The organism is Aequorivita sp. CRS11 (assembly GCF_059693805.1).
Window position 1 is genome coordinate 383,083 of sequence record NZ_JCATIG010000002.1, and the last position, 25,933, is coordinate 409,015.

Genomic DNA, 25,933 nt, shown 5'->3' on the forward strand with positions numbered 1-25,933 from the left:
GGTTCATGGAAAACTTGGAAATCGTCATCAGTATTTTTTTGGGCATTGGTTTGGCCGCTGCCGTAGGTTTCCGTGTTTTCTTGCCATTATTGGTCTTGAGCTTAGCCGGTTATTATGACGTTATCCCTCTGAATGAAAGTTGGCAATGGATGGGAAGTTTAACGGCTGTAATTACTATGGGTGTTGCAACTGCTGTGGAAATATTTGGATATTACATTCCTTGGCTCGACAATTTGTTGGATACAATAGCATTGCCTTTGGCAACCTTGGCAGGGACTGCAGTTATGGTTGCCACGGTTACCGACTTAAGCCCTGTTGTTACTTGGTCTTTGGCCATTATTGCCGGTGGTGGCACTGCCGCTGCAATTAAAGGAAATGCATCCGCAGCAAGGTTAACTTCAACCGCGACAACAGCTGGTACTGCAAACCCTATAATAGCAACCGTGGAAACAGCAATTGCTGCAGTTATGGCTTTTGCTTCTATATTTATACCTATTTTGGCTTTTTTACTTGTGGTATTTCTGTTTTTTGTGATATTTCGATTCTATAAAAAGCTTCGCAAAAAAAGATTGCCACCAACTTAAACTTCTTATTTTTGAAATCATTTTTAAAAACTTCGACTTGAAAATAATAGCAATGATCCCAGCACGATATGGTGCTTCACGGTTTCCCGGAAAATTAATGCAAGATTTGGCTGGAAAGCCCGTAATAGTCAGAACATATGAAGCCGCAAAAGCAACTGATCTCTTCGAAGAAGTATATGTGGTTACCGATAGTGATGTGATCTTTAAAGAAATTGAAGCCAACGGCGGCAAGGCAATTATGAGCCAAAAGGAACACGACTGCGGAAGCGACCGTATTGCCGAGGCTGTGGAACATATGGATGTGGATATTGTGGTAAATGTTCAAGGCGATGAACCTTTTACCAGCCGCGAGGGCTTGGAAAAGGTCTTAGCAGTGTTCAATGAACCAGATGCAGACAAAATTGATTTGGCTTCACTTATGTCCGAAATACATGATTGGAAGGAAATCAATGACCCGAATACCGTAAAAGTAATTGTTGATAAGGACAACTTTGCACTTTATTTTTCACGGTCGCCCATTCCATATCCCCGTGATAAAAACGTTGCAATACAATATTATAAGCATAAAGGAATATATGCGTTCAGAAAACAAGCCATCATGGACTTTTATCGCTTGCCAATGCGTTCTCTGGAAGCGGTGGAGAAGATAGAATGCATTCGTTATTTGGAATACGGAAAAAATATAAAAATGGCAGTTTCAAATACAACCGGTGTTGAAATTGACACTCCCGAAGATTTGGTAAGAGCAAACAAACTTCTGAAAGAAAGTAAGCCAGATACAGTGAACAATAAGTTTCGAAATTTTCCAATGGTGCCCAAAGTGGTTTTTGGAGAAGGCTGTTTTGATCAACTTACTTCAATTTTATCTTCCCATAAAAAAGAAAAGGCGCCTTTTATATTTTTAGTGGATGATGTTTTTGAAAAAAACACTGAGTTTTTGGATAGGATTAACCTTCGTTTTAATGACAAATTGATTTTCATTTCAGCTGAAGAAGAACCCAAAACATCGCAGGTAGATGATTTGGTGAAAGATATAAAAGCAGAATTTACTTATGCCCCTTCAGGAATAATTGGCATTGGCGGTGGAACAGTAATGGACCTTGCAAAAGCAGTCTCTATTATGTTAATAAATAAGGGAAGTGCTGCCGATTATCAAGGCTGGGATTTGGTAAAGCAGAAAGCAATTTACCATGTGGGCGTTCCCACGATTTCAGGAACTGGTGCCGAAGTTTCTCGAACAACGGTTCTCACAGGCCCTGTACGCAAACTTGGAATAAACAGTGATTTCACTCCTTTTGACCAGGTAATACTTGACCCAGATCTAACAATTGGAGTGTCCAAAAATCAATGGTTTTATACCGGTATGGATTGTTTCATCCACTGTGTGGAATCTTTAAATGGTACTTTTTTAAATGCCTTCAGTCAAAGTTATGGTGAAAAGGCCTACGATCTTTGTTTAGAAATATTTTTGGGTGATTCTCTTTCAGAAGAAGAGTCACGTGCCAAATTAATGATGGCGTCGTGGCATGGTGGTATGAGCATTGCATATTCACAAGTGGGTGTTGCACACGCAATGAGTTATGGTCTTGGTTATGTGTTGGGTACAAAGCATGGCATAGGCAATTGTATTGTTTTTCAGCAATTGGAGGAATTTTATCCAAAAGATGTAGCATTATTCAAACAAATGGTGAAAAAACACGGCGTTGAAATACCACAGGGAATTTGCAAAGATCTTTCCATAGAGCAAATGGATACTATGATTACTGTAGCTTTAGGGATGGTGCCGCTATGGGAGAATGCCCTTGGAAGCAATTGGGAAGCTATAATTACCCCAGAAAAACTTAGAGAATTGTATCAAAAGATGTAATAATACGAGCATTTCAATGGGGCTGACTAAATTTATTTTTGAAAAAATGATGGGCTGGAAAATTGAGGGTTCTTTTGATCCTTCAATAAAGAAAGCTGTTGTAATCGTTGTGCCACATACTAGCTGGCACGATTTCTATATTGGAGCTTTTACCAGAAAAATCCTAAAAACTGAAATTAACTATATTGCTAAAAAAGAATTGTTCAAATGGCCCTTCGGATGGTATTTCCAGTGGATGGGAGGTGCGCCTTTGGATAGAAGCCCGGGACAAAACCAAGTTGAGGCCATTGCTGAAATAATCAAAACAAAAGATGAATTTCGCTTGGCCTTATCGCCAGAAGGCACACGTAAAAAAGTAGCCGTTTGGAGAACAGGATATTATTATATTGCCTTAGCTGCAAATGTACCAATCATCGCGGTAGCCTTTGATTATCTAACAAAGAAAGTTATTATAAACGAACCATTTTATCCCACGGGTAATATAGACGAAGATACTCTAAAACTCCGTTCCTTTTATAAGGGTATAGTAGGGAAAAACAAAGCGTACTCATAAAAGAAAAAATGTTAAAATAATGTTTTTGGAAAAATAGATAACTTATTGATAATAAGCAAATTGTTGTTAAAAAATAGTTAAGCAGTCTAAAAATATTTCCATATATAATTTCTAAGTATTATTTATGCAGGGCAGATGCATATTGGGTTCTAAGCAACTGATACAGTATCTTATTCAATTCAATCTTAAACTTAAAAAAAAATATGAAAAAAATAAAATATCTAATTCCAATTTTAGGATTAGCGTTAACAGTCATTTCTTGTAGCAATGATGATACCGGTGGAGGAGGTGATACGCCACCAACCCCAGTTCTAGCTAATCTTTATGCTACAAGTAACACTAGTAGCGCTATCTATTCTTATGACTTTACGCCAAATGGTATAGTGCTACGTCCATTTAATATCAGTTCTAATGATAATGAGGGAATTTTTTACGATGAAACGGCAAATGAATTAACGGTACTGTCCAGGGAACAAAAAGTAATTAACACGTTTCAGAATATTGACCAAACACCTGCCAACGGAACATTAAATCTATTGGCATCGAGCGATGTGGTTCTTGATAGTCCAAGAGATCTTGCTGTTAAAGATAATTTCTATATCGTATCTGACAATGCCGATACAGATGGCGATCCAAACACTGAAGAAGGGAGGTTTTTTGTTTTTACAAAAGACACAATGGCATTCACTTTGCGAAATATCGTAACCGTAAACTATGCGGTATGGGGAATTCAATTAATAGGAAACGACCTCTACACTGTTGTCGATAAAACGGCAGATGTAGCTGTTTTGAAAAATTTCATTTCAACCTATACTACTGATGTTACAGCCACTCCTGATAAACAGATTACCATCGGGGGTATTATGCGAACTCACGGGATCACCGAAGATGGAGGCTTTGTAATACTTACAGATATTGGTGATGCAGCCAATGAAAGTGATGGAGGTTTCCATTTTATTAGTGGATTTGTATCAAAATTTGACGCAACGCCAGATGGCGGTACACTAAGTGTTAGTGGAAACCAAGTTAGGGTCTCGGGTGCGCTTACAGGTTTAGGAAACCCAGTAGCTGTTGAATATGATAGTCCGAGCCAAACCGTTTTTATAGCCGAAAGAGCCAATGATGGTGGAAAAGTATTATTTTTCAACGAAATTGGAGCAGGAGGAAACCTAGTTCCAAATTTAAGTTCTCCATTTCCTGGAGCATCTTCTTTATATTTTATCGATAGATAGTATATACCTATTAACAAAAAAAGCCACCCAAAAGGTGGCTTTTTTTATGCTCTATAGTAAATATTATTCTTCAGAAGATTCCTCCATAGTATGATAAACGTTTTGAACGTCATCATCTTCTTCTATTTTTTCGAGAAGTTTTTCTACATCTGCAGCCTGATCTTCGGATAATTTTTTAGTAACCTGTGGAATACGTTCAAATCCTGAGGAGAGAATTTCAATATTGTTTTTTTCAAGATAGGATTGAATAGCGCCAAAACTTTCAAATGGGGCATATATCATAATTCCATCTTCGTCCTCAAAAATTTCCTCAACACCATGATCTATTAATTCAAGTTCAAGCTCCTCAATATCCAAGCCTTCTGGATTTATACGAAAGTTGCAAGTGTGGTCAAACATAAAAGATACAGAACCTGAAGTTCCCAAACTGCCATCACATTTATTAAAATAACTGCGGACGTTTGCAACAGTTCGGGTATTGTTATCGGTAGCAGTTTCAATTAAAATTGCTATTCCGTGCGGTGCGTAACCTTCAAAAAGAACTTCTTTATACTCGCCCAAACTTTTATCGCTAGCACGCTTTATAGCACGCTCTACGTTTTCTTTGGGCATATTCACTGCCTTTGCGTTTTGGATTACCGCTCGCAGCCTAGAGTTGGCGTCCGGATCAGGACCGCCTTCCTTAACGGCCATTACAATATCTTTTCCAATACGTGTAAAAGCCTTGGACATTGCAGACCAACGCTTCATTTTTCTTGCTTTTCTGAATTCAAAAGCTCTTCCCATAATTTTAAACTATTTTGATTGCAAATTTAAAAATTTGAACGGCATTACAAATTTTATTTCTACCTACCCAATTAGCTCGTCAATAATCTTCGCAAGCTCAAAATCCTTTTCAGTAACACCGTCAGCATCGTGAGTAGAAAGGTAGATCTCCAAGGAGTTGTAAACATTGCTCCATTCGGGATGGTGCTGCAATTTTTCAGCTTCAAAGGCAATTCGGGTCATAGCTGAAAATGCTTCTTTAAAATCCTCAAATTCAAAAATAGTGTGCAGGGCACCTTCATGGTAATCCCACCCTTCAAATTCTTTTAATTTTTCATTAATCTCTTTGTCTGATAACGCTTTCATAATTTAATTTTTTTATTTAATTGATATAATCTCTTCATTTAGGCTGCACTCTTCAATTACCTGTGAAACAGTTATTTGATGCGTTTTTGGCAATTTGCTATATTTTGGAAGAAGTGCATTATATTGATCTTCATTACTGTTGAAAACACTTTTAAAGATAGGCATTTTAGCACCCATTTTTAAAGTGATTTCTTTAAAAAGATCTTCGTGATGCACCATATCATTGCTTGCCAAATGAAATATGCCGCGAAGCGATTGGTTTATAATATAATGTATTTGTTGACAAACCTTATTTACGGTGGTTGCGGTAATTACCAAATTTGGATAGACATCAAAAGAAGCTTGGTGCCTAATACATTGACGAAGATGAAAAACCTCTGGCGAATTGATGCCGAGTACCATTGGCAATCTTAAAATGGTTGTTTGCGATGGAATAGTTTCCAAAAGCAATTTTTCAATGGAAATTTTAAGCCTTCCGGTCTCAGTTTGTGAAATCGTTGTGTCGTTTTCATATGAAGGATGGGCAAATTTACCGTCGAAAACTTCAGCGGAAGAAATATAAATAACGGAACAACCCTCATTCAATAAAGCATAATTCACAATTTCTTTGTGAGCTTCAAACTGATTTTTAAAATCGCCGCTTATAGCAGAAACAATAATCGTTGGCTGAATTCTATTCAATAGCAGAAGCATAGAATCTTCTTCCACACAAAAGTTATGAAAGACTTGGTTTTCTGAAAAAGCCCCGTGTTGCTGGCAGTAAGTGCAATGCACATCGAAATAGGAGAGTAGTTCCCTATAAAGAGCATTGCCTATAAAACCACTGCCTCCCAAGATTAAAATGCGTTGCCTTTCTTCTTTCTTCTTCATTAAAATTCTTTCTTCGGTTAAAAAATAGACAGTTTGGTTTTTGTGGTAAACTGCTCCAAAGCCTGCATTCCTAAATACGAATTGCCTTTCGGGTTCAATGCCGGTGCCCAAGTTGCAATGGTGAAACAATGCGGCAATAGCGCTACAATTCCTCCACCTACGCCACTTTTACCCGGCAACCCTACCTCAAAGGCAAACTCTCCTGCTTCATCATAAAACCCACAGGTCAGCATAATTGCGTTGATGCGTTTTACCTGGCTGGAAGTTAAATGCTGAACTTCTTTCAAACACTTTCCTTTATTTGCAAAAACGAAAAAAGCATTTGTAAGTTGTCTACAATCCATCATTATGGAACATTGGTGGAAATAAAAATCCAAAACATCTTCAACCTTGTTGTTTAAATTACCATAAGATTTTAAAAGATTGGCTGCTGCGTAATTATTGAAGCCGGTTATCCGTTCAGATTCGGCAACTTTTTCATTATATGAAATACCTTCGTCATGCGTCAATTCACGCACAAAGTTTAAAAAATCTTCTTTCGGATTTTTTAAGTGTGAAAGTAAAACATCAGCAATTACAATAGCTCCCGAGTTGATTAACGGATTTCTGGGAATTCCATCTTCAAGTTCCAAAAGTGAAAGATGGTTGAATGGGTTACCGGAAGGTTCCACATCCACCCGTTCCCACAAATCATTTCCTACCAATTGAAAAGCTTTGGCAAGCGAAAGTACTTTTGAAATACTTTGAATGGAGAATTTTTCGGAAGCATTACCAACGGAATAGTTTTCGCCAGTAATTAATTGCAGATGAATTCCGAGTTTATTCTTTGGAACATTCGCCAATTCTGGAATATAACTTGCAACTTCTCCCGTATTTTCGATTTTTTTAAGGGACGTGTGTATTTCTTCTAAAATGGCTTGATAATCCAACATTAACCTTTATAAAATGGTGTTTTCACAACTGTTGCTGCAACTGGTTTGTTTCTAATTTGAATAAAAATTTCGGTACCAAGAGCACTATTTTCAGTTGTAACATACCCCATCCCGATGCCTTTATTTAAGGAAGGCGCCATCGTGCCACTGGTTACGATCCCAATATTTTTTCCGTCTTTATCAACAATCTCGTAATCATGGCGCGGAATACCGCGTTCGTTCAATTCAAAACCTATAAGTTTTCTTTTAACGCCTTCTTCTTTCTGTTTTTTTAGGTTTTCAGAATTGATAAAGTCTTTTGTGAATTTCGTAATCCAGCCCAAACCAGCTTCCAATGGCGAAGTAGTATCGTTTATGTCATTTCCGTAAAGACAGAAACCCATTTCCAACCTAAGTGTATCGCGGGCGGCCAAACCAATCGGTTTAATGCCGTAATCTTTTCCGGCTTCCATCACTTGGTTCCAAACCTGTTCTACTTCACTGTTTTTGCAGTAAATCTCAAAACCGCCACTTCCGGTATAACCAGTTGCGCTGATAATAACGTGCTCAATTCCCGCAAAATCAGCTACTTTAAAATGATAAAATTTTATAGCGCTTAAATCTTCAGATGTCAATGATTGCATAGCTTCCACAGCTTTTGGACCTTGAATGGCCAATAGTGAATAATCATCTGAAAGATTGCGCATTTCAGCGCCCATTGTGTTGTGTTTTGAAATCCAGTCCCAATCTTTGTCAATGTTTGAGGCGTTCACCACCAATAAATATTTTCCATCCTCAAATTTATAAACGATTAAATCGTCCACGATACCGCCTGTTTCATTGGGAAGACAATTGTACTGTGCTTGTTCGTCCACTATTCTGGACACATCATTACTGCATACCTTTTGGATTAAATCTAACGCTTTGGGTCCAGTAATTAAAAATTCACCCATATGTGAAACATCAAAAACGCCCAAGTTATTACGTACGGTTTCGTGTTCGGCATTAACGCCTTCATAAGAAACGGGCATATTATAACCCGCAAATGGTACCATCTTAGCGCCTAATTTTTCGTGTATGTTAGAGAGTGCTGTATTTTTCATAACTATATCCGCAAGGGCGGGAATCTTTTTGAAATTGATAAAATATTTAGTTACGCAAATGTATTACAATACTTAAAAGGTAACGAGTATTTAAAGGGTTTATTTTTAACAAATCTGGAGTTAAAATCCTCTTAATCGGTAGCAAGGTTCCCAATGTTTTCAATACTTTTAAAAGAAAAACAATGGCGACAACTACTTCCATCAATCCATATACTGGTCAAGAATTAAATTCCTATAAAAATCAGACACTAAAAGAAATTTCCGTAATAATTGATTTGGCTGATAAGCGATTTTACAATTGGCGTGAAACTTCCTTTGCCCATCGAAAGAAACTGATGTTGGCAGCCGCTTCAGAATTAAGAAAAAATAAAAAAGAGTATGCCGAAACAATGACCTTGGAAATGGGAAAGCCTATTTCGCAAGCTATTGCAGAAATTGAAAAGTGTGCCTGGGTGTGTGAGTATTATGCAGAAAATGCCGAAAAACAACTTCAAAATGAAGTGATTAATACCGATGCACACAAAAGTTATATAAGCTTTGAACCGTTGGGCGTTATACTTGCAATTATGCCTTGGAACTATCCATTTTGGCAGGTTTTTAGATTTGCTGCCCCCGCTTTGATGGCAGGGAATATTGGTGTTTTGAAACACGCTTCAAATGTTTTTGGAAGTGCTTTAAATATTGAAAAAGTATTCAAAAGAGCGGGGTTTCCGGATAATTGTTTTACCACTTTATTAGTTGGAAGTGATGCTGTCGAAAAAATTATTGAAAACAAAAAAATAAAAGCGGTAACACTTACCGGAAGCGGTCCAGCGGGTTCTTCGGTAGCTTCCATTGCGGGTAGGAATATTAAGAAAACAGTTTTGGAACTGGGCGGAAACAATGCCTTGGTTGTGATGAAAGATTGCGATATGCAAAAAACTATTGATACCTGTGTGCAAGCACGATTTCAAAACACGGGACAGAGCTGTATAGCGGGAAAACGTTTGCTTATCGATGAAACAATTGCTGAAGAATTTGTTGAAAAAATGCTTGTAAAAGTACGAGAGCTTAAAAGCGGCGACCCGATGGATGTCGAGACTTTTATTGGCCCGCTGGCACGCACAGATTTAGCAAAGGATTTGGAAAAACAAGTAAACGCTTCCGTGAAGGCGGGCGCTAAGTTGGAAATAGGAGGAAAGCGGCAAGGTGCCTATTTTGAACCTACCATTTTAACAAACGTTGCTGATATTATGGCCGTATTTAATGAAGAAACCTTCGGGCCGGCACTTTCTGTCACAACATTTAAGACAGTGGAAGAAGCAATTGAACTTTCAAATAATTCAAAATTTGGGTTGGGCGTTTCTATTTTCACAAAAAAGATTGAAGAAATTGAAAAGCTGGCTTTTCGTTTTGATGAAGGCGCGGTTTTTATAAATGAATTGGTAAAAAGCGATCCACGCCTACCTTTTGGCGGGATTAAGCAAAGCGGTTATGGCCGCGAGCTCAGTGAAGATGGTATTAGGGAATTTGTGAATCGTAAAACGGTATTTATTAATAAATAGGAAATAAAAAAAACCTAACAGGTCCCAAAGACCTGTTAGGTCTGGAAGCAAATTATCCTTTCTTCAAAAATTCTTCTTTACTTTGAATTTCAGTTTTTGGAATATTGTTTTTTTCCAAAAATGAATAGAATTTCTTTCCTTCCTTTTCCATTATAGCTTCGTACCGCTGCTTTGCTTTTGAGAATTCTTCGGAAATCAATTCGTAATTTGCTTTTGAAGCTCCAGAAACCTTATTAAAATTTGAAGCCACATTGCTGTAAAGATCGCCCATCTTTTCTCGCAATTCCGGTTCAGCGGAAGCAACGTAATTATCGCCTGTGGTAATAACCAAGTCTTTCCGAAGGATTTCCAAAGCATCAAATAATTTTTGGGCTTCTTTCTTTCCTTTTGGATTATTCTCAATAACTTCAGTAGCTTTTGTTTGTGTTTCGGTGATTTCATAAACCATATACGCCAAATCCTCTACCATATTGAACAATTCATCAGTGAGCGTTTCTTGCTCTTTTCGTTGTTCTAAAGTGGTGACTGACTTTTCATCGTACTTCACTTCAATATTATGGGTGTAGGTTTCCTTTCCTTTTGTCAGCACTATTTTATATTTTCCTGCAGGTACTCTTGGAGCAGTAAAACCACTGAAAGCGAGGGTTTTGGCTTGAGCCATTTTTGGAGCCGCCGTACTAAAATCCCAACTTACAATATTAATTCCTTTTGATTTTCCTGGATTGAGTGTCGTTATTTTATTGCCTTCCATATCTTGAACTTCCATCTCCATTTTTCCAAACGTATGACGCTTTTTCAAGTAATATACAATTTTGGCATTGGTGTTTTTATTTTCACCTACAAATTGGGTTTCAGTTCCAAAATTTCCACTGAAACCGCTATCTTCTGTCATTGAGAAAGGTTCAGTTTTAAAGAAGTGAACATCCTTATTTAATATTTCAGAACTTAATTCGCGGAGGGGGCTGATATTGTCAATAATAATAACACCGCGACCGTGTGTACCCATCACCAAATCATTCGTTCTTTTTTGAAGATCAGTAAAATGAACTGCTACAGGGGGCATATTATTTGTAAATTGCGACCAGTTTTTTCCGCCGTCAATTGTTACATAAAGACCAAACTCAGTTCCAAGAAAAAGCAAATCTTCGTTCACATAATCCTCTTGAATATTTCTTACGAAAGCTTTTGAATCAATATCTTCTGAAATAATTGATTTCCAAGTTTTGCCATAATCGGTGGTTTTTAGTGCGTAGGGTTTCATATCACCCGTGTTATGACCTTCAAAAACAACATAAGCAGTTCCTTTTCCGTGAACGCTAGCTTCTATATGATAAACCCAAGTGTTTTTGGGAATACCTACTAGATTATCGGTAAGGTTTGTCCACGTTTTTCCACCATCTTTTGTGAGCTGTACGTTTCCGTCATCAGTACCAACCCAAATTATATTTTGGTCCAGTGGAGATTCTGCAATTGTGAAAATTGTGGTGTGCTTTTCCGCACCACTATTATCAACGGAAAGTCCGCCAGAATTTGCTTGGTCTTGCTTGAATTTATCATTTGTAGTTAAATCTGGTGAAATGATGGTCCAACTATCGCCCATATCTTCGGAACGGTGCAAAAACTGGCTTCCCATATAAAACCTGTCCGGAGCAAAATTGCTCACGGCCATAGGCGCATTCCAATTAAAACGAAGCTCTGGATCTCCTTTTTTAGGTTGCGGTTGCACAGTGGTAGTTCTATTTCTATCAACATCATAACGCCAAACGTTTGCTGCGCCCTGCATTTCGGAATAAATAATATTTTTTGCAGGGTGTTTTAAAACCCTAAAACCATCACCGTAACCAATACTGTTCCAGTGTCTTGCGGAAACACCCCCAGGAGCAGAGGAGGGGCCATACCAAGAGCCATTGTCCTGCAGGCCTCCATAAACATTGTAGGGTTCGGCATCATCAACGCTTATATGATAAAACTGCGAAAGTGGAAGATTCTCCACAATTTCAAAAGTAGAGCCACCATTCCAAGAGCGATAAACTCCGCCATCTGTTCCTGAATAAATAATATCACTGTTATTTATATCGAAAACCACATCGTGGATGTCGCTGTGCATATTTCCAAGATTTTTAAAGGTCTTGCCACCATCTCGACTTATGGAGCCTGTTAAACCACCTTTCAATATGATATCTGGGTTTTTAGGATCTACCGTGATACGTGAAAAGTAAAAAGGACGAACGGTAAGCCCAAAATCATTATTTAAATGTTCCCACGAATTGCCGCTATCATTTGATCTCCAAAGACCATTTGTTTCTTTTTTGCCCGTTTCAATAACAGCATAGATTATTTTACTATCGCTTGGAGCCATTGCAATTCCTATTCTTCCTAGTTTACCTGAAGGAAGGTCTTTCGTTAATTTGTTCCAGGTTTTTCCGCCATCTATTGATTTGTAAATAGCACTATTCTCCCCTCCAGAATTGAAGCCCCAAGCAGTTCTTCTGAATTGCCACATGGAAGCAAAGAGTACATTTGGATTTTTAGAGTCCATCAAAATATCTGAAACACCAGTTGAAGGCCCTACGTATAAAACTTTATTCCACGTTTTTCCGCCGTCAGTTGTTTTGTAAACACCCCGATCTTCACTATCACTCCAAAGTGCGCCTAATACGCCTACGTAAACTTCATCTGTATTGTTTGGATTTATAACGATGGAAGCAATCCGTTCTGAGTTTTCAAACCCTGGAACTTTCTTCCAATTATTTCCTCCATCGGTAGATTTATAGAGACCGTTACCAACTGAAACTGAGTTTCGTGTCCATGTTTCACCTGTGCCAACCCAAATAACTTCGTCAGGGTTTTTGGGATCTAAAGTAATGATCCCTATGGATTGGGCGTGTTCATCAAAAATTGGGGCGAAGGTTGCGCCACCATCACTAGATTTCCAAACTCCACCACCTGCGGCACCGGCATAAAGAATACGTGCGTTGGTAGGATGATTTTCAAGATCGTTTATACGACCACTCATAAGTGCAGGACCAATATGCCTAGCCTTCATATTGCCGAAAAGCTCTTTTCCTTTTAAAGCTGTTTCTTGTGCTGGGGCTATTAAACCTGAAAGTATCAGGAGAAACGTAAAGATGAAATATTTCATTTTAGAGAGTTTTAGTTTTTAAAAATGCGGAAAAAAAAATCCCCGACTAGCAGGGATTTTTAATAAGAAAGAATTTTTATTCTTTTTTAACAGCTTCTGTTGTTGTAGCAGGAAATACAAACATTGCATCATCAATTTCAGGATTTATAATAATTTCCTTTAGTTGAATTGCCTGTCCACCCATGCTAAGCGAAAATGGAAAATATAAACCATCAACTTCTTGATAATCGCTCATGGTGCTTACATTCATTTGGCCTTTCATGGGGCCTTGAAAGATTTCATTTTCAACCACAATCGGCACAAAGGTTTCAGTGTCAAAATAGTGATAGCTTATATTTTGCTGCTCAACACCGTCAACCATAATAGGGGACTGAGTAAGTTTTATTTTATAAGTTTCGGTACCATCTTTTGTTTCTTTACCCATCAGCTCAGCCGTAAAGCCTTTCTCTTTATAATTTAAAAAAGGTGAGGGGAAATCTTTTGATTGTTTTTTCATGTTGGCAGTAGCTTCGGCATCACTTTTTTCAGGCTGCATGGTCATAAAATTAGTGCTCCACATGGTTTCGCCATCAAAGGCTAATTGCGTTATATCTTGACCTTGAAAATTAATTTTTATTAATTGTTTGCCATCCTTGGTTTGATAAACCTCTACTGGAATTTCCATTCCCTGTGCTTGGGCGGTTGCCGTCATTTTTGAGCTTTTTAAATTTTCCCAAGCCGCTTTTCCACCGGTATTTTCGAAATAGTTATTGATTATTTCGTCGGCAGTTTGCGCAGATACAGGAACCATGGCGGTTATTAAAAAGGCAATGGTAAGTGTTTTAATGATTTTCATAAATGATTTTTTAAGTTTCAGTAAATATAAGACTAACAGCTTTATAAAAAGTTACAGGTTAATATTTTTTTGAAATTTGATTTTAAAAGTATCTTTACTGAAAACTGAAAATCATGAAATTCGGAAAAGTTGACGACCCTGAAAATATAGACTTTACCTTGCCAAAAGACCATCCGGGAACTAAAAAAGTTCTTACTAAGCATAAAAAATCCAGCCCTCCAAATTTATATGTAGGTTGTGCAAAATGGAACAAGGCAGATTTAAAGGGCTTTTATCCTCGAGGTACAAAAGACGAGCTTGCTTATTATTCAACCCAGTTTAACAGTATTGAGCTGAATGCTACCTTTTACAGAATTTTTCCGGCAGATACTTTTGCGGGTTGGTATGAAAAAACACCGGATGATTTCAGGTTTTTTCCCAAATTTTTCCAAGGAGTTTCACATTGGAAAAGACTTCAGGATTGTGAGGAAACTTTGAATGAATACATTCTGAATTCTTCAAATTTGAAAGAAAAACTTGAAATGCCTTTTGTGCAACTCCCTGATAATTTCGGACCAAAAAATATGGATAGATTGGAACCGTTTTTCAAAATGCTACCAAAAGATATAAAACCAGCGATAGAGTTTAGGCACACTGATTGGTTTAACGATGAAGATGTAGCCGAAGAACTCTATAATATTTTAGAAAAACACAACATCACTAACGCTATTGTTGATACTGCAGGAAGGCGCGATTTGCTACACATGCGGCTTACCACGCCCACAGCGTTTATTCGTTATAATGGCGCTAACCACGAAAGCGATTATACTCGGCTTGATGATTGGATTGACCGCCTGGAAACCTGGATTGAGCAAGGGTTGCAAAACATTTACTTTTTTGTGCACCAAAATATTGAAAAGGCTTCACCCTTGCTTTCGGCACATTTTATTAAAAAGGCGAATGAGCGGTTTGGAACTAACCTTCATACACCCAATATGGACAAACCAGACACTTTATTTTAATATTTTGAAATTTAAAGCTGAACCCGCTCTGCCTGCTCTTTTGCATTTTTCAATTGTCTTTCAGAAGGTTTTTCGGGTTGTTGCTCGGCTGCTTTTAAAGGCTCAAAGCTGAGTTTTGCATAAGTGGGCAAATGATCTGAATTGATATCTTGTCCAAGTTTTATAGCAATAAGTCTAAATTCTGCTGATACAAATATATGGTCCAATGGCCAGCGCATTAAAAAACTTTTGGCGTTGTATGTATTGTATATCCCCCTGCCTTTGCGGATATCCAACAATTCGCCTACATTCTGGAACAAAGATGTGGTATTGGACCAAGCGACATCATTAAAGTCACCTAAAACAATTACGGGGTAAGTAGATGTTCTGCTTAAATTTGCAATTTTCATCATTTCAGAATCCCTGTCTGTTGAGCGGGAGTTGTGCTGGGGCATTGGCGGGGTAGGATGGATGCTGTAAAGTTGAACAGTATCATTGCTAGTTAGCAAAAGCTTTGTATGAATTGAAGGGATATCTTTATCTACCAAAAATTTTACTTGTGGATTAATCAATTTATATTTTGAATACAATAGCATACCATAGGTATTGTCTTGAGGTACCTCAACTTTATATTTATATGTTTCGGGTAAATTTTCAATAATATAATCCCTCCATCTCTTATTGGTTTCTACAAGTAACATTATATCTGGATCCATTTTTTTGAAATCCGAGATTAAAAGTTCAGGTTTTTTGTTGGATTGAAGCACATTGGCAGCGTACAATGAAATACTAGTTCCAGATTTTTTTTCTTGGCTGTCGTTAATGTCTTTATCTGCCAAAGGCGTATAGGGTATTATTTTCCAAACTTGAATAATGAGGCAGACAGCCATAACGGTTACAAATAGATAATCGTTTAGCCGCTTCAAGTCAAACCTCATAAAGAAAACCACAAGTGCTACAAATGTTAGGATAGTAAGCTGTATATGTGGAAAATCGAATATGCGAATCCACCAATAATCCACTGCCACGAAGGGAAAAATGGTTAAGGCAACAGCCAGCATTCCAAAAATGTACAGGTAGGTCTTAAAGTTTTTTAAATCCAAAAGGTTTTTGAATTAAAGATACTTTTAATTTTCAAAAGATGCCTTATTGATGGTGGAAGAAATGTCCTTGCCCGTTGGCAGTTCAAAAATTTCAAGGTCGAAATAAGGAATGGCGGCCAGCAGATGGTCAAAAATATCGGCCTGTATGTGTTCATAATTTACCCAACGCTTGTCTTTGCTGAAGCAAAATATTTCAATAGGTATTCCTTTATCCGTAGGGGCCAAATGGCGCACCATTAAAAAAAGATCTTTATTGATCGCAGAGTTTTCATTTAAAAGCGCATCGGCATAATATCGGAATACTCCTAGGTTTGTTTGGTTTCTGCCGTTTATTAACAGCTCTTTATCAATTTCGTTTTTTTCATTGTATTTGTCAACATCTTTTTGACGATGTTCCAAATAAGGCTTGATCAATTGAATCTTTTTCAATCGCTGCACATCTTCCACCGAAAGAAATTTTATGGAAGATTGTTTAATAAATATGGAACGCTTTATTCTCCTGCCATCGCTTTCCTGCATTCCGCGCCAATTTTGGAATGAATCGGCAATTAAACTGTAGGTGGGAATGGTGGTATAGGTATTGTCCCAATTTTGTACGCGAACGGTTGCAAGATTTATTTCGGTTACATACCCATCTGCTCCAAATTTGCTGAATGTAATCCAATCTCCAATACGAACAATATCATTTACGGAAACCTGAATACTTGCAACAAAGCCTAAAATGGTATCTTTAAAAATTAAAAGAATTACAGCTGAAGCCGCACCTAAAGTGGTAAGACTAACAACTGAAAACCCAGTAAGAAGCTGGATAATCCAAAAGATCCCAATTCCCCAAGCAAAAATCATCAATACCTGAACATAGCTTTCCGTGGGCTTGTCTCGGTAATGCTCATTTTCTTCTAAGTAATTTCGCGTAGTGCGTAAAATACTTCTGAAAATATATACACAAAGAATAACCAGATAGACCTGAGATGCTATCAACAACAGGTTGGTCATAAACGGCGATTCAATAAAAATAATAGGGATGAGATACCAAATTATTGCCAATGGTAAAGTATGTGCGATGAATCTTGGAAAATTACTTTTTACCAAATAATCGTCAAAGGTGGTTTTTGTCTTGTTGCTAAAAGCCTTGAAAGTTTCAATAATAAATTTTCTGAAAATAACATCAAGAATCAATACTATTGTTAAAACGATAATACAGTTTAAAAGCACATTCAAAAAAATAGCCCATTCAACTGTCATACCTTCACTAACGAGGTAATTCTGAAAAAGACAACTATAATTCTGAATTGTTTCCCTGTTCATTATAAATATTTACGTTCTACATAAAAAGGGCCGAAAGGCAGTACTGAACACATTACCACAATAAATAAATCTGTAATGGACCACTTCAACTTTTTATACATATAAAGAGCACCGCCAACATAAAGCACAAATAGCACGCCGTGCGCCATTCCTACTATTTGCACCATTTGTGGCATATGCCAAATGTATTTTAAGGGCATTGCAATTCCCAAAAGAACCAAAAATGATATAGCCTCTAAAGTGCTAATTAATTTAAATGATTTTACTGAAAGCTCCACAGGTTTTATTTTTTTTGCAAAGATACATGTTGCAGCTCGTTCCACTATACTTTAAGATTATTTTAAGTCAAGATTTATTTGGAGAAGAATTGTTATCTTTAAAAGAAAAATAGATGCTCCCACTTTTACAATCTCCCGGCGACACAATCCAAAATTCATTGCACAATTATTACGAAGAATTTCTAAAAATCCTTCCTCGGATTGCATTGGGAGTATTGGTGGTGATTTTAGGAGTATTGCTGGCGCAATTACTTACAAATTTCTATAAAAGACGTTTCCAGCAAAAATCTGAAGACCCTTTAATGTCGCGCTTTCTGGCACAGGCAGTAAAAATTATTTTAATCATTATTTCAATTATGTTAGCGTTGCAGGTAGCAGGATTGGACGGTATCGCTACAGGACTGTTAACGGCAGTAGGTGGCGGTGCTATTATTTTGGGTTTTGCATTTCAGGATATTGGAAAGAATTTTCTAGCCGGAATTATTTTGGCCTTTAACAGACCTTTTAATATTAACGACACCATAAAGGTGGATGATATTTTTGGAAGGGTGAAAGAATTGAGTTTTCGGGATTCACACATAAAAACCTTTGATGGCCGCGATATTTATATCCCCAATAGTGACGTGCTGACCAAACCTGTTGAAAATTATACCGCCGATGGTTTTTTTAGAGTCGATTTTACCGTTGGAATTGGTTATGAAGATAATATTGAAGCAGCAAAGAGAGTAATTCAGCAGGTTTTGGATAAAAACAAAGAGATAATTCGTGATGAAACTCATGAAAATTTTGTGATTGAAGACGAACTTGCAGCAAGTACCGTAAACCTCAAAGTTTTCTTTTGGGTAGATACCGTTGATTACAGAAGGGCTTCGCGGGTACTTCGAGGCTTGATAATAAAAGAGGTAAAAGAAGCATTGGCCAATGCAGATTTCAATTTACCTTCTGATGTAGTTGAACTAAAACTATATAAGAACACACCTGAAATTCCTTTTAAAATAAGTGGAAATGCAGAAAAAGAACTTCCTAATAAATAATAATTATTAGTCGCAGGGCAGGGGAATGTTCAATGTTTTGTAACTCCAGTTTCTTTTATAGCTAAAGTGCCACCATTCCGTGCGGATGGTATTGAAGCCAAACTTCCGCATTCCTTCAAAAAGCAGCTTTCGGTTGGCAAGTATTTCTTTTGAAAGATTATAATTGTCAATATGTGCCTCCCTTCCAAAATAATCATAGTCGCTGCCCATTTCTACATAGCAGCCTTCCAATGTTTCCAAAGTAATATCAACCGCAGCACCTTTGTTATGGATAGACCCATTCCCGTATGGGTTACCCACGTAAGTTGGTCGAGGCACTTTTGCCCACATTTTTTTCTGTACGTCCAGCGGGCGGTAGCAATCGTAAATTTTTATGCGGTAACCTCTCTCGCAAAAATATTGATTGGCTTCCAGTAACGCTTCCGCTACTTCGGGACGTAGCAAACATTCAGCACAATCGTAGAGCGTTTCGCCTATAAAATTATTTGGGGTAGCGTAGCGTATTTCGTAAACGAATTCTGTTGAAAGCTCTTTAAGGTTTACCAAAGGTTCCTGAAGTTTTTCATCAGAAGAAAAACCAAAGAACAGAAAGATGAAAAATACTATTGGCAACAACTTCATCTTTCAAATTTAAGCAGAATTTAATAACATTCCATTTCGCAATTGGTAACTTTGGGAAAAACGAAAAACAATGAATGATTTAGGAAACAAATCCGCACTTATTACTGGCGGTACTAAAGGAATAGGTTACGGAATTGCAGAAGCGTTGCTTAAGGAAGGCATCAACGTTGCCATTACGGGAAGAACAAAAAAAACTGCCGAAGAAGCCGCGAAACGATTAAACTCAAACGGAAACGATAGGGCACAGGCCATAGGGCTGGAAGCTGACGTTCGCAATTATGAAAGTCAGCAAAAGGCGGTTAAAGAAACCTTGATCCAATTTGGCGGTATTGATATTGTTATTGCAAATGCTGGGCTTGGACATTTTGGCTCTGTTGAAGATATTTCTATTGAGCAGTGGGAGGAGACTATTGACACTAATCTTTCGGGTCCATTCTATTCCTTGAAAGCGAGTGTGGAGCAATTAAAAAAAAATAAAGGATATTTTATAACTATCTCAAGTTTGGCGGGGACTAATTTTTTTAAAGGTGGAAGTGCTTACAACGCAAGTAAATTTGGCTTGACAGGTTTTACACAAGCCGTAATGCTGGATTTGCGTGACCAGGGTGTAAAAGTGAGTACAATTATGCCTGGTTCGGTTTCAACACATTTTAACGGAAATGAGCCAGATGCCGATGATGCCTGGAAAATTCAGATTGAGGATGTTGGTAAATTGATAGTAGATTTAATAAAAATGAATTCGCGCACACTGCCAAGTAAAATTGAGGTTAGGCCCTCAATGCCTCCTTCAAAATAGTTTACTTGAAAGAAAATGATTCGGCCCAGGCGCGAGCGTTTTCCAAATTATCAAAAAAAGCAAAACTATGAGGGAAGAGTTTTTGTTCTACAAGAGCTCTTTCCCTTTCTTCTTCCAAAGTGGAGACAATAGCCATTCCCTTTTTGTTCTTCATCTTTCCGTTTTTATAGATATCAAGATCAATGGTATGTCGGTACCTTCTATCGGCTATCACAACAAATGGTTTGTTGCCAAAATGTTCTTTATAGTTAGCTCTAATCCAATCATTTCTCTTTAGGTCTACATGCTGGTTTTCAAAAACACGGAGCAGGGAGTAGGTGTCATAAAGATATAGTTCACAAAAGTCAGAAAGTAGTTTCTTTTCCATTGCTTCGGGAGGCATTGATTTTTAATTAAAGATATGCCTTTTTTTTATTTGTTAGTGCTTGCATATTTATTTTCCTTATTCCAAAAAAAAAGAGCAGCCTGTTTAACAGATTGCTCTTTTCAAAATAGTTTATTTTTAATGATTAATTGGCGGAAAGTAGAGCCAAAAATTTATCAAGATTCGGTAAAATTACAATTCGCGTTCTTCTGTTAGTAGCACGGCCTTCCTTGGTTTCATTTTCAGTTAAAGGATGAAAACTACTACGTCCAGCAGCAATCAATTTTTCAGGAGCAACACCATAATCATCCTGCAATATGCGGATAACAGCAGTGGAGCGGTCCACGCTCAACTCCCAGTTGTCTTTAATGTAAGCTCCAGGCTTCACTGTCTGGCTATCGGTATGGCCTTCAACCATAACTTCAAGGGCAGGCTCACTGTTAATTACATTCGCAAGACGCTCCAATAATGGATTTGCTTTTTTGTTAACACGGGCACTTCCTGAATTGAACAACAACTTGTCCGAGATGGTAATCATTACCACAGTTTCATCAATATCAATTTTGATATCATCCTCTTCGCCTTCACCGGCTAAACTGTTGTCAAGGTTCTTTTTAAGATTATGTGAAACGATTAGATTCATAGAATCCTTAAGAGTCTTTGCCTGTGCCAGTTCTTGGGGATCTACGTTGGCAAGGGCTTTTCTCATGTTTTCCTTATCATTTTCTGAAACCACAACGCCTTCAATTTGCTGTAGGCGGTTGTTGTTACTATCGGTCAATGACTGGATTTTTGAATTGTAACTGGCTACGCGCTCTTCAATCTTGGCGTATTTGGCTTCAATTTCTTCTTTTTCAAGCTGGGTCTTTGCTAGGGTAGAACGCGTGTCGTTATACTGGTTCTCCAATTCTACATACTTCTTTTTTGATACACAGGAGGTAGCAAAAATTGCTGTTGCCAGCATGGTTAGTGCAATAGCTTTTTTCATAATACTAAGTTTTTAAAGGTTTGTAGTGCAAATATAACCGTACACTCCTCAAAAAAATTAGTTAATGGATGCTATTGTTTTGTTAAAAGACACTCCACAAAAGACTGGAATAATTGCCTTCTAGCGTATCGACTATTTCTCCAATTTAAGTGTCAGCCCCGTTTTCAACCATCTTTTTATTCGGCTGCCGGGCTGGAAGTTTATGTAGAACCTTTCTGCCTTTGGGGCGCTGGTGGCGATTGGCCCGGGAAGGGGTTTGGCGCAGAACCCAATTTTATACCTTCCCAGAGGGCCTATATCCACACTATTGCCCCGTTCCAGATGCTGCTGGAGTTTGCTGGATAGTGCCGTTACCACGCCAATTACATCGGCTTCGGAAAAGGCGCTTTCCTTGGTTATCTGCCATCTGGTCTATGTCAACAATTCCTTTGGAAATATGCTGCATAATATATTGCGTTTCTGCGGAATTCTGAGGATTCTTCCTGCGAACAATGCGGTACCCGATAGCCATATTGATATTGCTTTGTAGTTATTGATTGAATAAATATAGCGCAATATTTTGAAAATTATAGCGCAATATTTATAAAAAAATAGCGCAATATTCTATAGAAAATAGCGTAATATTTTATAGAACCTTGGGCGGGAACGAAAACGTCCCTGGTTATCTCCCAAAATTCCCCAGACTTGCGGTACGTTCTTTTTTAGCGAAGGAAATGTCGAAATACCAAAAACGCTCCCATTTCCAGGAGCGTTTCTTAATAGGAAAATTTACCGGTACTTAAGTACGGGGACGATTGGGATGATCAGAAAACATCAAAAACGAAGCCCAACAACCAGTAAAGGATCAGAAAGACAACGATGGTGCCTATGCAGCCGCACTTGCCTCCGCCTATCTTCTTGGCACCCCAACCGGCGAGCAATATTCTTAGCAATTTTTTCATAGTAGATACATTTTATCAAATTATGTTTATAAAAAGGAAACTATTCATCTTTATTTGGCGCCATTTGCAATTTATTTTTTCCAAAATCCAACGTACGGATAGGGAACGGAATGTTGATTCCAGCTTCATCAAAATTCTTTTTGATTAGCTTAATTGCTTTGTGCTTTGCTTCCAGTTTTGGCTTGGGCTTTGTACTGGATATCCAAAATCGGGTAACAAAATTGATCGAGCTATCGCCAAATTCGGTAAAAAAGAACTCTACGCCCTCGTTTTCCTTTTGCTCAAAATTTTCAGTAATAATTTTGTTTACCAAGTCTTCCACTTTTTGAAGGTTGCTTTCATAGCCCACGCCACAGCTTACATCTATTCGCGATCGGTTTGATAAAGAATAATTGGTAAAGGGGTTTTCTATGAAAATTGAATTGGGTATAATTACATATTCATTGTCCGTTTGCCGAAGCGTAATATTCCGAAGATTTATTTCATCTACATAGCCACTCTTGTCTTGGGCCTCAATAAAATCTCCAATGCGCACTTTTGGCAAAAAGGAAAGCATCAATCCAGAAAATGTATTGCTCAAAGTACCTTGTAGGGCCAAACCTATTGCAAGACCTACTACACCCGCCCCAGCTAAGACTGAGGTAAGTACTTTATCCAGTTGCATTACACCAAGGGCTATAAAGAAACCAATAATTAAAACGATTCCGTACATAATGCGCGAAAGCATCTGTTTTATGGATTCTTCCGTAATCTTACGGAATAGTACTCTATATGAAAACTTCCGCATGCCTTTGGCTATAAAGTAGAAAGCTACCATTACCAAAATGGCAACGGCAAAGTTGGGAAGTTTAAGGATTATGGCGTCAAGCCATCCATCAAGCTTATCCCATAGATTAGAAATTGAATCATTTATTGAAAATTTTTGTGACATAATATATATTTAAAAAAGTGTTGAAAGCATAAATGTACCTAAAACCCATAAAATTAGGGAAAGTAAGCCTCCAATTATAAAAAAATGTTTGAATTTATAAATACCCATTCCATAAATAAGGGTATTGGTTTGGTAGCCCATAGGGGTAAAAAAACTAAAATTGGCGCCAAATAAAACTGCCAGAATAAATGGTTTCATCGTTAGATCGAGACCTGCCGCCACGGCTATTGCTATTGGTGTCATAATAATTGCAGTTGCATTGTTGCTTACCACACTACTCATTAGCATTGTTATTAAAAATATAAGACCAATAATTACAATATTGGACTGGCCGCTAAGAATATCCAATAAATGGTCAGAAATCCATTTATCTGCCCCCGTGTTGTTCATGGCAATGCCCAAAGGTATCATTCCGGCCAATAAAAAAATTACTTGCCAGTTAACTCGGTGATACACGTCGTTAAGGTCAAGACACCTGGTTAATAGTAATAGACTTACACCTGTAATCGCACTTACTAAAATTGATAAAATACCACTTGCTGCCAAACCCACAACAAGAACCAAAATGGCGAATGATAGCATTCGCTTTTTGTTATTTACAGATGGTTTGGTTTTATGTTCTCTAAGAATTGCCACATTCTCCATTTCATAGAGTTGGTTTATTTCGTTTTTTGGAATTTCCACCAACAATCTATCCCCAGGTTTTAAAGTTATTTGTTCAATATCCTTTCTCACCAAACGCTCTTTGGTATTACGTATATTTCTACGTTTTTTAATAGCAATAGGCAACGCACTTTGAAAAGTCTGTTTTCTGAGCTGTTTTAATGTTTTTCCAATCAAAATAGAACCTGGCAAGATTAGCAGTTCCACAAATCCAAGGCCGTCTTGTTTTTTTATGTTTTCGGCTTCATCCTCACTTTCTATCGTTTGTCTCTTTTTGTCCTTTTCCTGTGTTTTATGGACGCTTAAGCCTTCGGCTTCGTTTAGTTTGGCCAAATTCTCCAAGTCGCACATAAGCAAAAGTTTGTCATTTGCTTTTAAAGTAATGTAGCGCCCAGGGGCGTTGGTGATCTGTTTGCGCCGGGTAAGTTTGAGGATGGAAATTTCAGGATTGGCAAATAGAAAAGTATCCTCAATTTTTTTATCTATTAAATTTGAATTTTTGTTGATTACAACCGTGGTCACATAATTTTCCAGATCATAAATATCGCGTAAATTCTCTTTTGAATCTTTCGGTAGCCATCGTGACGCTATGGTAACTACAATTATCCCGACGAGCAGAAATATTAATCCAAAGAATGAAAACTCAAAAAAGCTAAATTTTTCCGCTCCCAAATCGCGTGCAACGGAATTTACTATAAGGTTGGTTGAAGTTCCCATTAACGTACAGCTACCTCCTAAAATACCTGCAAAGGAAATGGGAAGGAGTAATTTTGATTGCGGTACGTTAAACCGCTTAGCCAATTCTGAAATAATTTTAATGAAAACAATAACTACCGCCGTAGTGTTTATAAAGGCTGAAATTCCACCCGTAATAAACATAAAAACGGGCAACAAAAGAAAGAGTGGAAGCACGTGAAGGTTTTTTAGAAAACGTGCCAGTGAAGCTATAACGCCATTGTCTTCCAGCGCTAGAGCAATAATCATCAAGGAAAGAACAGTAATAGTAGCAGTATTCGAAAAACCAGAAATAGCTTCTTCTGGTTTTACCAAACCTGTTAGCGCAAGAGAAGCAATAACAAACATCGCAATCTTGTCTACTGAAAAAACTTCAAAAGCAAAGAGAATAATGGTAACTAACAGAATAGAAAAAACGAGTATTATTTCTGTGGTCATTGGTTTTGATGGTTAGTCTTATAAAGATAACCGCAGAAATAAAACTCGTTCCTAAGAATTTCATAAAATATTGGTAGTACCAATATTTTTAACATTTATGTTTAGCCTAAATACTTTTTCAAGATATGGCTCTTTGAAGTCTGTCGTAATCTTCTTATTGCTTTTTCACGTATTTGCCGAACGCGCTCGCGACTCAAATCAAAAGTATCGCCAATTTCCTGTAAAGTCATCGGTGGTTGTCCGCAGAGCCCAAAATTTAGTTTTACCACATCTGCTTCCCTTGGTGCTAGTGTGTCCAGTGCACGGTTTATCTCTATGCGAAGTGACTCGTGCAACAAACTTTTATCTGGGTTTGGGCTTTCGCCAGAGCTAAGTACATCGTATAAGTTGTTGTCGTTTTCACCTTCTTGAAAAGGAGCATCCATTGAAAGACTTCGTGTGGAATTTTTAAGTGAGCTTTTCACTTTTGATTCACTGAAATCAAGTTCTTTGGCTATTTCGGCTGCAGTGGGTATACGCTGAAATTTTTGCTCTAAGTGAATAGAAGCCTTTTTTATTTTATTGATATCGCCAATTTTATTTAACGGTAAACGAACAACACGTGATTGTTCTGCAATAGCTTGCAAAATAGCCTGGCGAATCCACCAAACGGCGTAAGATATAAATTTAAAACCGCGGGTTTCATCAAACCTTTTAGCGGCTTTTACTAAGCCTACATTTCCTTCATTAATAAGGTCAGGAAGACTAAGACCTTGGTTTTGGTATTGTTTCGCCACGGAAATCACAAATCTTAAATTTGCTCTGCTCAATTTGTTTAAAGCAGCCTGATCTCCTTCACGAATGCGCTGTGCCAACTCTACTTCCTCTTCAGCTGTTATTAAATCTATTTTACTAACGTCCTGTAAATAACTGTTTAAAGATTTGGTTTCTCGGTTGGTTACCTGCTTCGTGATTTTAAGTTGTCTCATATATTCTCTCTGT

General features: G+C 37.7%; 27 protein-coding genes and 1 pseudogene. 9 read left to right on the forward strand and 19 right to left on the reverse strand.

Annotation, left to right across the window (positions count from 1 at the left end; genetic code table 11):
* Positions 1-5: 5 nt before the first annotated feature.
* From AC58DT_RS04910 to AC58DT_RS04930, 5 genes and pseudogenes are all read left to right on the forward strand, one after another.
* Positions 6-584: a DUF4126 domain-containing protein gene (locus AC58DT_RS04910; RefSeq protein ID WP_497215719.1), complete on the forward strand. Its 579-nt coding sequence runs from the start codon at positions 6-8 to the stop codon at positions 582-584.
* A 52-nt stretch (positions 585-636) separates the two neighbouring features.
* A pseudogene (kdsB, locus tag AC58DT_RS04915) lies at positions 637-1,347 on the forward strand (3-deoxy-manno-octulosonate cytidylyltransferase); the annotation flags it as partial.
* 45 nt (positions 1,348-1,392) lie between these two features.
* Complete coding sequence (locus AC58DT_RS04920) at positions 1,393-2,451, forward strand: iron-containing alcohol dehydrogenase family protein (protein WP_497215941.1); 1,059 nt, start codon at positions 1,393-1,395, stop codon at positions 2,449-2,451.
* A 16-nt stretch (positions 2,452-2,467) separates the two neighbouring features.
* Positions 2,468-3,004, forward strand: a complete 537-nt coding sequence (locus tag AC58DT_RS04925; protein ID WP_497215720.1) for a 1-acyl-sn-glycerol-3-phosphate acyltransferase — start codon at positions 2,468-2,470, stop codon at positions 3,002-3,004.
* Positions 3,005-3,207: 203 nt separating this feature from the next.
* Complete coding sequence (locus AC58DT_RS04930; RefSeq protein ID WP_497215721.1) at positions 3,208-4,236, forward strand: hypothetical protein; 1,029 nt, start codon at positions 3,208-3,210, stop codon at positions 4,234-4,236.
* Between the two features lie 63 nt (positions 4,237-4,299).
* Here the strand turns inward: AC58DT_RS04930 and AC58DT_RS04935 are convergent, their stop codons facing one another.
* The 5 genes from AC58DT_RS04935 to gcvT form a co-directional block, all read right to left on the reverse strand.
* Positions 4,300-5,022, reverse strand: a complete 723-nt coding sequence (locus tag AC58DT_RS04935) for a YebC/PmpR family DNA-binding transcriptional regulator (RefSeq protein WP_497215722.1) — start codon at positions 5,020-5,022, stop codon at positions 4,300-4,302.
* A 63-nt stretch (positions 5,023-5,085) separates the two neighbouring features.
* Entirely contained in the window at positions 5,086-5,367 is a 282-nt protein-coding gene (locus AC58DT_RS04940; protein ID WP_497215723.1) for a 4a-hydroxytetrahydrobiopterin dehydratase, read from the reverse strand.
* 12 nt (positions 5,368-5,379) lie between these two features.
* A complete protein-coding gene (locus tag AC58DT_RS04945) occupies positions 5,380-6,237 on the reverse strand; it encodes a sugar nucleotide-binding protein (RefSeq protein ID WP_497215724.1) in 858 nt (285 codons plus the stop codon).
* A 17-nt stretch (positions 6,238-6,254) separates the two neighbouring features.
* Positions 6,255-7,169 (reverse strand): glutaminase, encoded by a 915-nt coding sequence (locus tag AC58DT_RS04950; protein WP_497215725.1) that lies wholly within the window; start codon positions 7,167-7,169, stop codon positions 6,255-6,257.
* Positions 7,169-8,251, reverse strand: coding sequence for a glycine cleavage system aminomethyltransferase GcvT (gene gcvT / locus AC58DT_RS04955; protein ID WP_497215726.1), 1,083 nt, complete (start codon positions 8,249-8,251; stop codon positions 7,169-7,171). Before gcvT ends, AC58DT_RS04950 begins: the two co-directional genes overlap by 1 nt.
* 182 nt (positions 8,252-8,433) lie before the next feature.
* On the opposite strand from gcvT, the gene AC58DT_RS04960 reads away from it, so the two are divergent.
* Positions 8,434-9,795 (forward strand): NAD-dependent succinate-semialdehyde dehydrogenase, encoded by a 1,362-nt coding sequence (locus tag AC58DT_RS04960; protein ID WP_497215727.1) that lies wholly within the window; start codon positions 8,434-8,436, stop codon positions 9,793-9,795.
* 52 nt (positions 9,796-9,847) lie between these two features.
* Here the strand turns inward: AC58DT_RS04960 and AC58DT_RS04965 are convergent, their stop codons facing one another.
* A complete protein-coding gene (locus AC58DT_RS04965) occupies positions 9,848-12,937 on the reverse strand; it encodes a WD40/YVTN/BNR-like repeat-containing protein (RefSeq protein WP_497215728.1) in 3,090 nt (1,029 codons plus the stop codon).
* A 76-nt stretch (positions 12,938-13,013) separates the two neighbouring features.
* Positions 13,014-13,772 carry an outer membrane lipoprotein-sorting protein gene (locus AC58DT_RS04970; protein ID WP_497215729.1) on the reverse strand — a complete coding sequence of 253 codons (759 nt, stop codon included), beginning with the start codon at positions 13,770-13,772 and terminating at the stop codon, positions 13,014-13,016.
* A 113-nt stretch (positions 13,773-13,885) separates the two neighbouring features.
* Between AC58DT_RS04970 and AC58DT_RS04975 the strand changes: the two genes are divergently transcribed.
* A complete protein-coding gene (locus tag AC58DT_RS04975) occupies positions 13,886-14,773 on the forward strand; it encodes a DUF72 domain-containing protein (RefSeq protein WP_497215730.1) in 888 nt (295 codons plus the stop codon).
* Positions 14,774-14,784: 11 nt separating this feature from the next.
* Here the strand turns inward: AC58DT_RS04975 and AC58DT_RS04980 are convergent, their stop codons facing one another.
* Genes AC58DT_RS04980 through AC58DT_RS04990 form a run of 3 tightly spaced genes read right to left on the reverse strand, consistent with a single transcriptional unit; the run spans position 14,785 to position 17,441 of the window.
* Positions 14,785-15,855: an endonuclease/exonuclease/phosphatase family protein gene (locus AC58DT_RS04980; RefSeq protein ID WP_497215732.1), complete on the reverse strand. Its 1,071-nt coding sequence runs from the start codon at positions 15,853-15,855 to the stop codon at positions 14,785-14,787.
* A gap of 24 nt (positions 15,856-15,879) precedes the next feature.
* Positions 15,880-17,163, reverse strand: a complete 1,284-nt coding sequence (locus tag AC58DT_RS04985; RefSeq protein WP_497215733.1) for a mechanosensitive ion channel family protein — start codon at positions 17,161-17,163, stop codon at positions 15,880-15,882.
* A complete protein-coding gene (locus tag AC58DT_RS04990; RefSeq protein ID WP_497215734.1) occupies positions 17,163-17,441 on the reverse strand; it encodes a DUF3817 domain-containing protein in 279 nt (92 codons plus the stop codon). Before AC58DT_RS04990 ends, AC58DT_RS04985 begins: the two co-directional genes overlap by 1 nt.
* Positions 17,442-17,554: 113 nt before the next feature.
* Between AC58DT_RS04990 and AC58DT_RS04995 the strand changes: the two genes are divergently transcribed.
* Positions 17,555-18,475, forward strand: coding sequence for a mechanosensitive ion channel family protein (locus AC58DT_RS04995; RefSeq protein ID WP_497215735.1), 921 nt, complete (start codon positions 17,555-17,557; stop codon positions 18,473-18,475).
* A gap of 6 nt (positions 18,476-18,481) precedes the next feature.
* Here the strand turns inward: AC58DT_RS04995 and AC58DT_RS05000 are convergent, their stop codons facing one another.
* On the reverse strand, positions 18,482-19,096 hold the full coding sequence (locus AC58DT_RS05000) for a M15 family metallopeptidase (RefSeq protein ID WP_497215736.1): 615 nt from the start codon (positions 19,094-19,096) through the stop codon (positions 18,482-18,484).
* Between the two features lie 70 nt (positions 19,097-19,166).
* Between AC58DT_RS05000 and AC58DT_RS05005 the strand changes: the two genes are divergently transcribed.
* Positions 19,167-19,892: an SDR family oxidoreductase gene (locus AC58DT_RS05005; RefSeq protein ID WP_497215737.1), complete on the forward strand. Its 726-nt coding sequence runs from the start codon at positions 19,167-19,169 to the stop codon at positions 19,890-19,892.
* 1 nt (position 19,893) lies between these two features.
* Here AC58DT_RS05005 and AC58DT_RS05010 read toward each other — a convergent pair whose 3' ends face one another.
* From AC58DT_RS05010 to AC58DT_RS05045, 8 genes are all read right to left on the reverse strand, one after another.
* Complete coding sequence (locus AC58DT_RS05010) at positions 19,894-20,259, reverse strand: hypothetical protein (RefSeq protein WP_497215738.1); 366 nt, start codon at positions 20,257-20,259, stop codon at positions 19,894-19,896.
* 142 nt (positions 20,260-20,401) lie between these two features.
* Positions 20,402-21,244, reverse strand: a complete 843-nt coding sequence (locus AC58DT_RS05015) for an OmpA/MotB family protein (protein WP_497215740.1) — start codon at positions 21,242-21,244, stop codon at positions 20,402-20,404.
* A 132-nt stretch (positions 21,245-21,376) separates the two neighbouring features.
* Positions 21,377-21,601, reverse strand: a complete 225-nt coding sequence (locus tag AC58DT_RS05020; RefSeq protein ID WP_497215741.1) for an HU family DNA-binding protein — start codon at positions 21,599-21,601, stop codon at positions 21,377-21,379.
* Positions 21,549-21,755 carry a hypothetical protein gene (locus tag AC58DT_RS05025; RefSeq protein ID WP_497215742.1) on the reverse strand — a complete coding sequence of 69 codons (207 nt, stop codon included), beginning with the start codon at positions 21,753-21,755 and terminating at the stop codon, positions 21,549-21,551. Before AC58DT_RS05025 ends, AC58DT_RS05020 begins: the two co-directional genes overlap by 53 nt.
* 292 nt (positions 21,756-22,047) lie before the next feature.
* Positions 22,048-22,185, reverse strand: a complete 138-nt coding sequence (locus tag AC58DT_RS05030; RefSeq protein WP_045080956.1) for a hypothetical protein — start codon at positions 22,183-22,185, stop codon at positions 22,048-22,050.
* A 40-nt stretch (positions 22,186-22,225) separates the two neighbouring features.
* Positions 22,226-23,116, reverse strand: a complete 891-nt coding sequence (locus AC58DT_RS05035; RefSeq protein WP_497215743.1) for a mechanosensitive ion channel family protein — start codon at positions 23,114-23,116, stop codon at positions 22,226-22,228.
* A gap of 9 nt (positions 23,117-23,125) precedes the next feature.
* Positions 23,126-24,952 carry a sodium:proton antiporter gene (locus tag AC58DT_RS05040; RefSeq protein ID WP_497215744.1) on the reverse strand — a complete coding sequence of 609 codons (1,827 nt, stop codon included), beginning with the start codon at positions 24,950-24,952 and terminating at the stop codon, positions 23,126-23,128.
* Positions 24,953-25,053: 101 nt separating this feature from the next.
* On the reverse strand, positions 25,054-25,920 hold the full coding sequence (locus AC58DT_RS05045; RefSeq protein WP_068760299.1) for a sigma-70 family RNA polymerase sigma factor: 867 nt from the start codon (positions 25,918-25,920) through the stop codon (positions 25,054-25,056).
* Between the last annotated feature and the right edge of the window lie 13 nt (positions 25,921-25,933).

Bases quoted from the DNA above. Each gene is read 5' to 3' on its own strand.
- gcvT (WP_497215726.1), bottom strand. From the start codon at position 8,251: ATGAAAAATACAGCACTCTCTAACATACACGAAAAATTAGGCGCTAAG.
- AC58DT_RS05035 (WP_497215743.1), bottom strand. From the start codon at position 23,116: ATGTCACAAAAATTTTCAATAAATGATTCAATTTCTAATCTATGGGAT.
- AC58DT_RS04930 (WP_497215721.1), top strand. From the start codon at position 3,208: ATGAAAAAAATAAAATATCTAATTCCAATTTTAGGATTAGCGTTAACA.
- AC58DT_RS04970 (WP_497215729.1), bottom strand. From the start codon at position 13,772: ATGAAAATCATTAAAACACTTACCATTGCCTTTTTAATAACCGCCATG.
- AC58DT_RS05000 (WP_497215736.1), bottom strand. From the start codon at position 19,096: ATGAAGTTGTTGCCAATAGTATTTTTCATCTTTCTGTTCTTTGGTTTT.
- AC58DT_RS05025 (WP_497215742.1), bottom strand. From the start codon at position 21,755: ATGGCTATCGGGTACCGCATTGTTCGCAGGAAGAATCCTCAGAATTCC.
- AC58DT_RS05010 (WP_497215738.1), bottom strand. From the start codon at position 20,259: ATGGAAAAGAAACTACTTTCTGACTTTTGTGAACTATATCTTTATGAC.
- AC58DT_RS05030 (WP_045080956.1), bottom strand. From the start codon at position 22,185: ATGAAAAAATTGCTAAGAATATTGCTCGCCGGTTGGGGTGCCAAGAAG.
- AC58DT_RS05045 (WP_068760299.1), bottom strand. From the start codon at position 25,920: ATGAGACAACTTAAAATCACGAAGCAGGTAACCAACCGAGAAACCAAA.
- AC58DT_RS04995 (WP_497215735.1), top strand. From the start codon at position 17,555: ATGCTCCCACTTTTACAATCTCCCGGCGACACAATCCAAAATTCATTG.
- AC58DT_RS04985 (WP_497215733.1), bottom strand. From the start codon at position 17,163: ATGAACAGGGAAACAATTCAGAATTATAGTTGTCTTTTTCAGAATTAC.
- AC58DT_RS04965 (WP_497215728.1), bottom strand. From the start codon at position 12,937: ATGAAATATTTCATCTTTACGTTTCTCCTGATACTTTCAGGTTTAATA.
- AC58DT_RS04975 (WP_497215730.1), top strand. From the start codon at position 13,886: ATGAAATTCGGAAAAGTTGACGACCCTGAAAATATAGACTTTACCTTG.
- AC58DT_RS04940 (WP_497215723.1), bottom strand. From the start codon at position 5,367: ATGAAAGCGTTATCAGACAAAGAGATTAATGAAAAATTAAAAGAATTT.
- AC58DT_RS04910 (WP_497215719.1), top strand. From the start codon at position 6: ATGGAAAACTTGGAAATCGTCATCAGTATTTTTTTGGGCATTGGTTTG.
- AC58DT_RS04920 (WP_497215941.1), top strand. From the start codon at position 1,393: ATGGTGCCCAAAGTGGTTTTTGGAGAAGGCTGTTTTGATCAACTTACT.
- AC58DT_RS04945 (WP_497215724.1), bottom strand. From the start codon at position 6,237: ATGAAGAAGAAAGAAGAAAGGCAACGCATTTTAATCTTGGGAGGCAGT.
- AC58DT_RS04950 (WP_497215725.1), bottom strand. From the start codon at position 7,169: ATGTTGGATTATCAAGCCATTTTAGAAGAAATACACACGTCCCTTAAA.
- AC58DT_RS04925 (WP_497215720.1), top strand. From the start codon at position 2,468: ATGGGGCTGACTAAATTTATTTTTGAAAAAATGATGGGCTGGAAAATT.
- AC58DT_RS05040 (WP_497215744.1), bottom strand. From the start codon at position 24,952: ATGACCACAGAAATAATACTCGTTTTTTCTATTCTGTTAGTTACCATT.
- AC58DT_RS05005 (WP_497215737.1), top strand. From the start codon at position 19,167: ATGAATGATTTAGGAAACAAATCCGCACTTATTACTGGCGGTACTAAA.
- AC58DT_RS05015 (WP_497215740.1), bottom strand. From the start codon at position 21,244: ATGAAAAAAGCTATTGCACTAACCATGCTGGCAACAGCAATTTTTGCT.
- AC58DT_RS04960 (WP_497215727.1), top strand. From the start codon at position 8,434: ATGGCGACAACTACTTCCATCAATCCATATACTGGTCAAGAATTAAAT.
- AC58DT_RS04935 (WP_497215722.1), bottom strand. From the start codon at position 5,022: ATGGGAAGAGCTTTTGAATTCAGAAAAGCAAGAAAAATGAAGCGTTGG.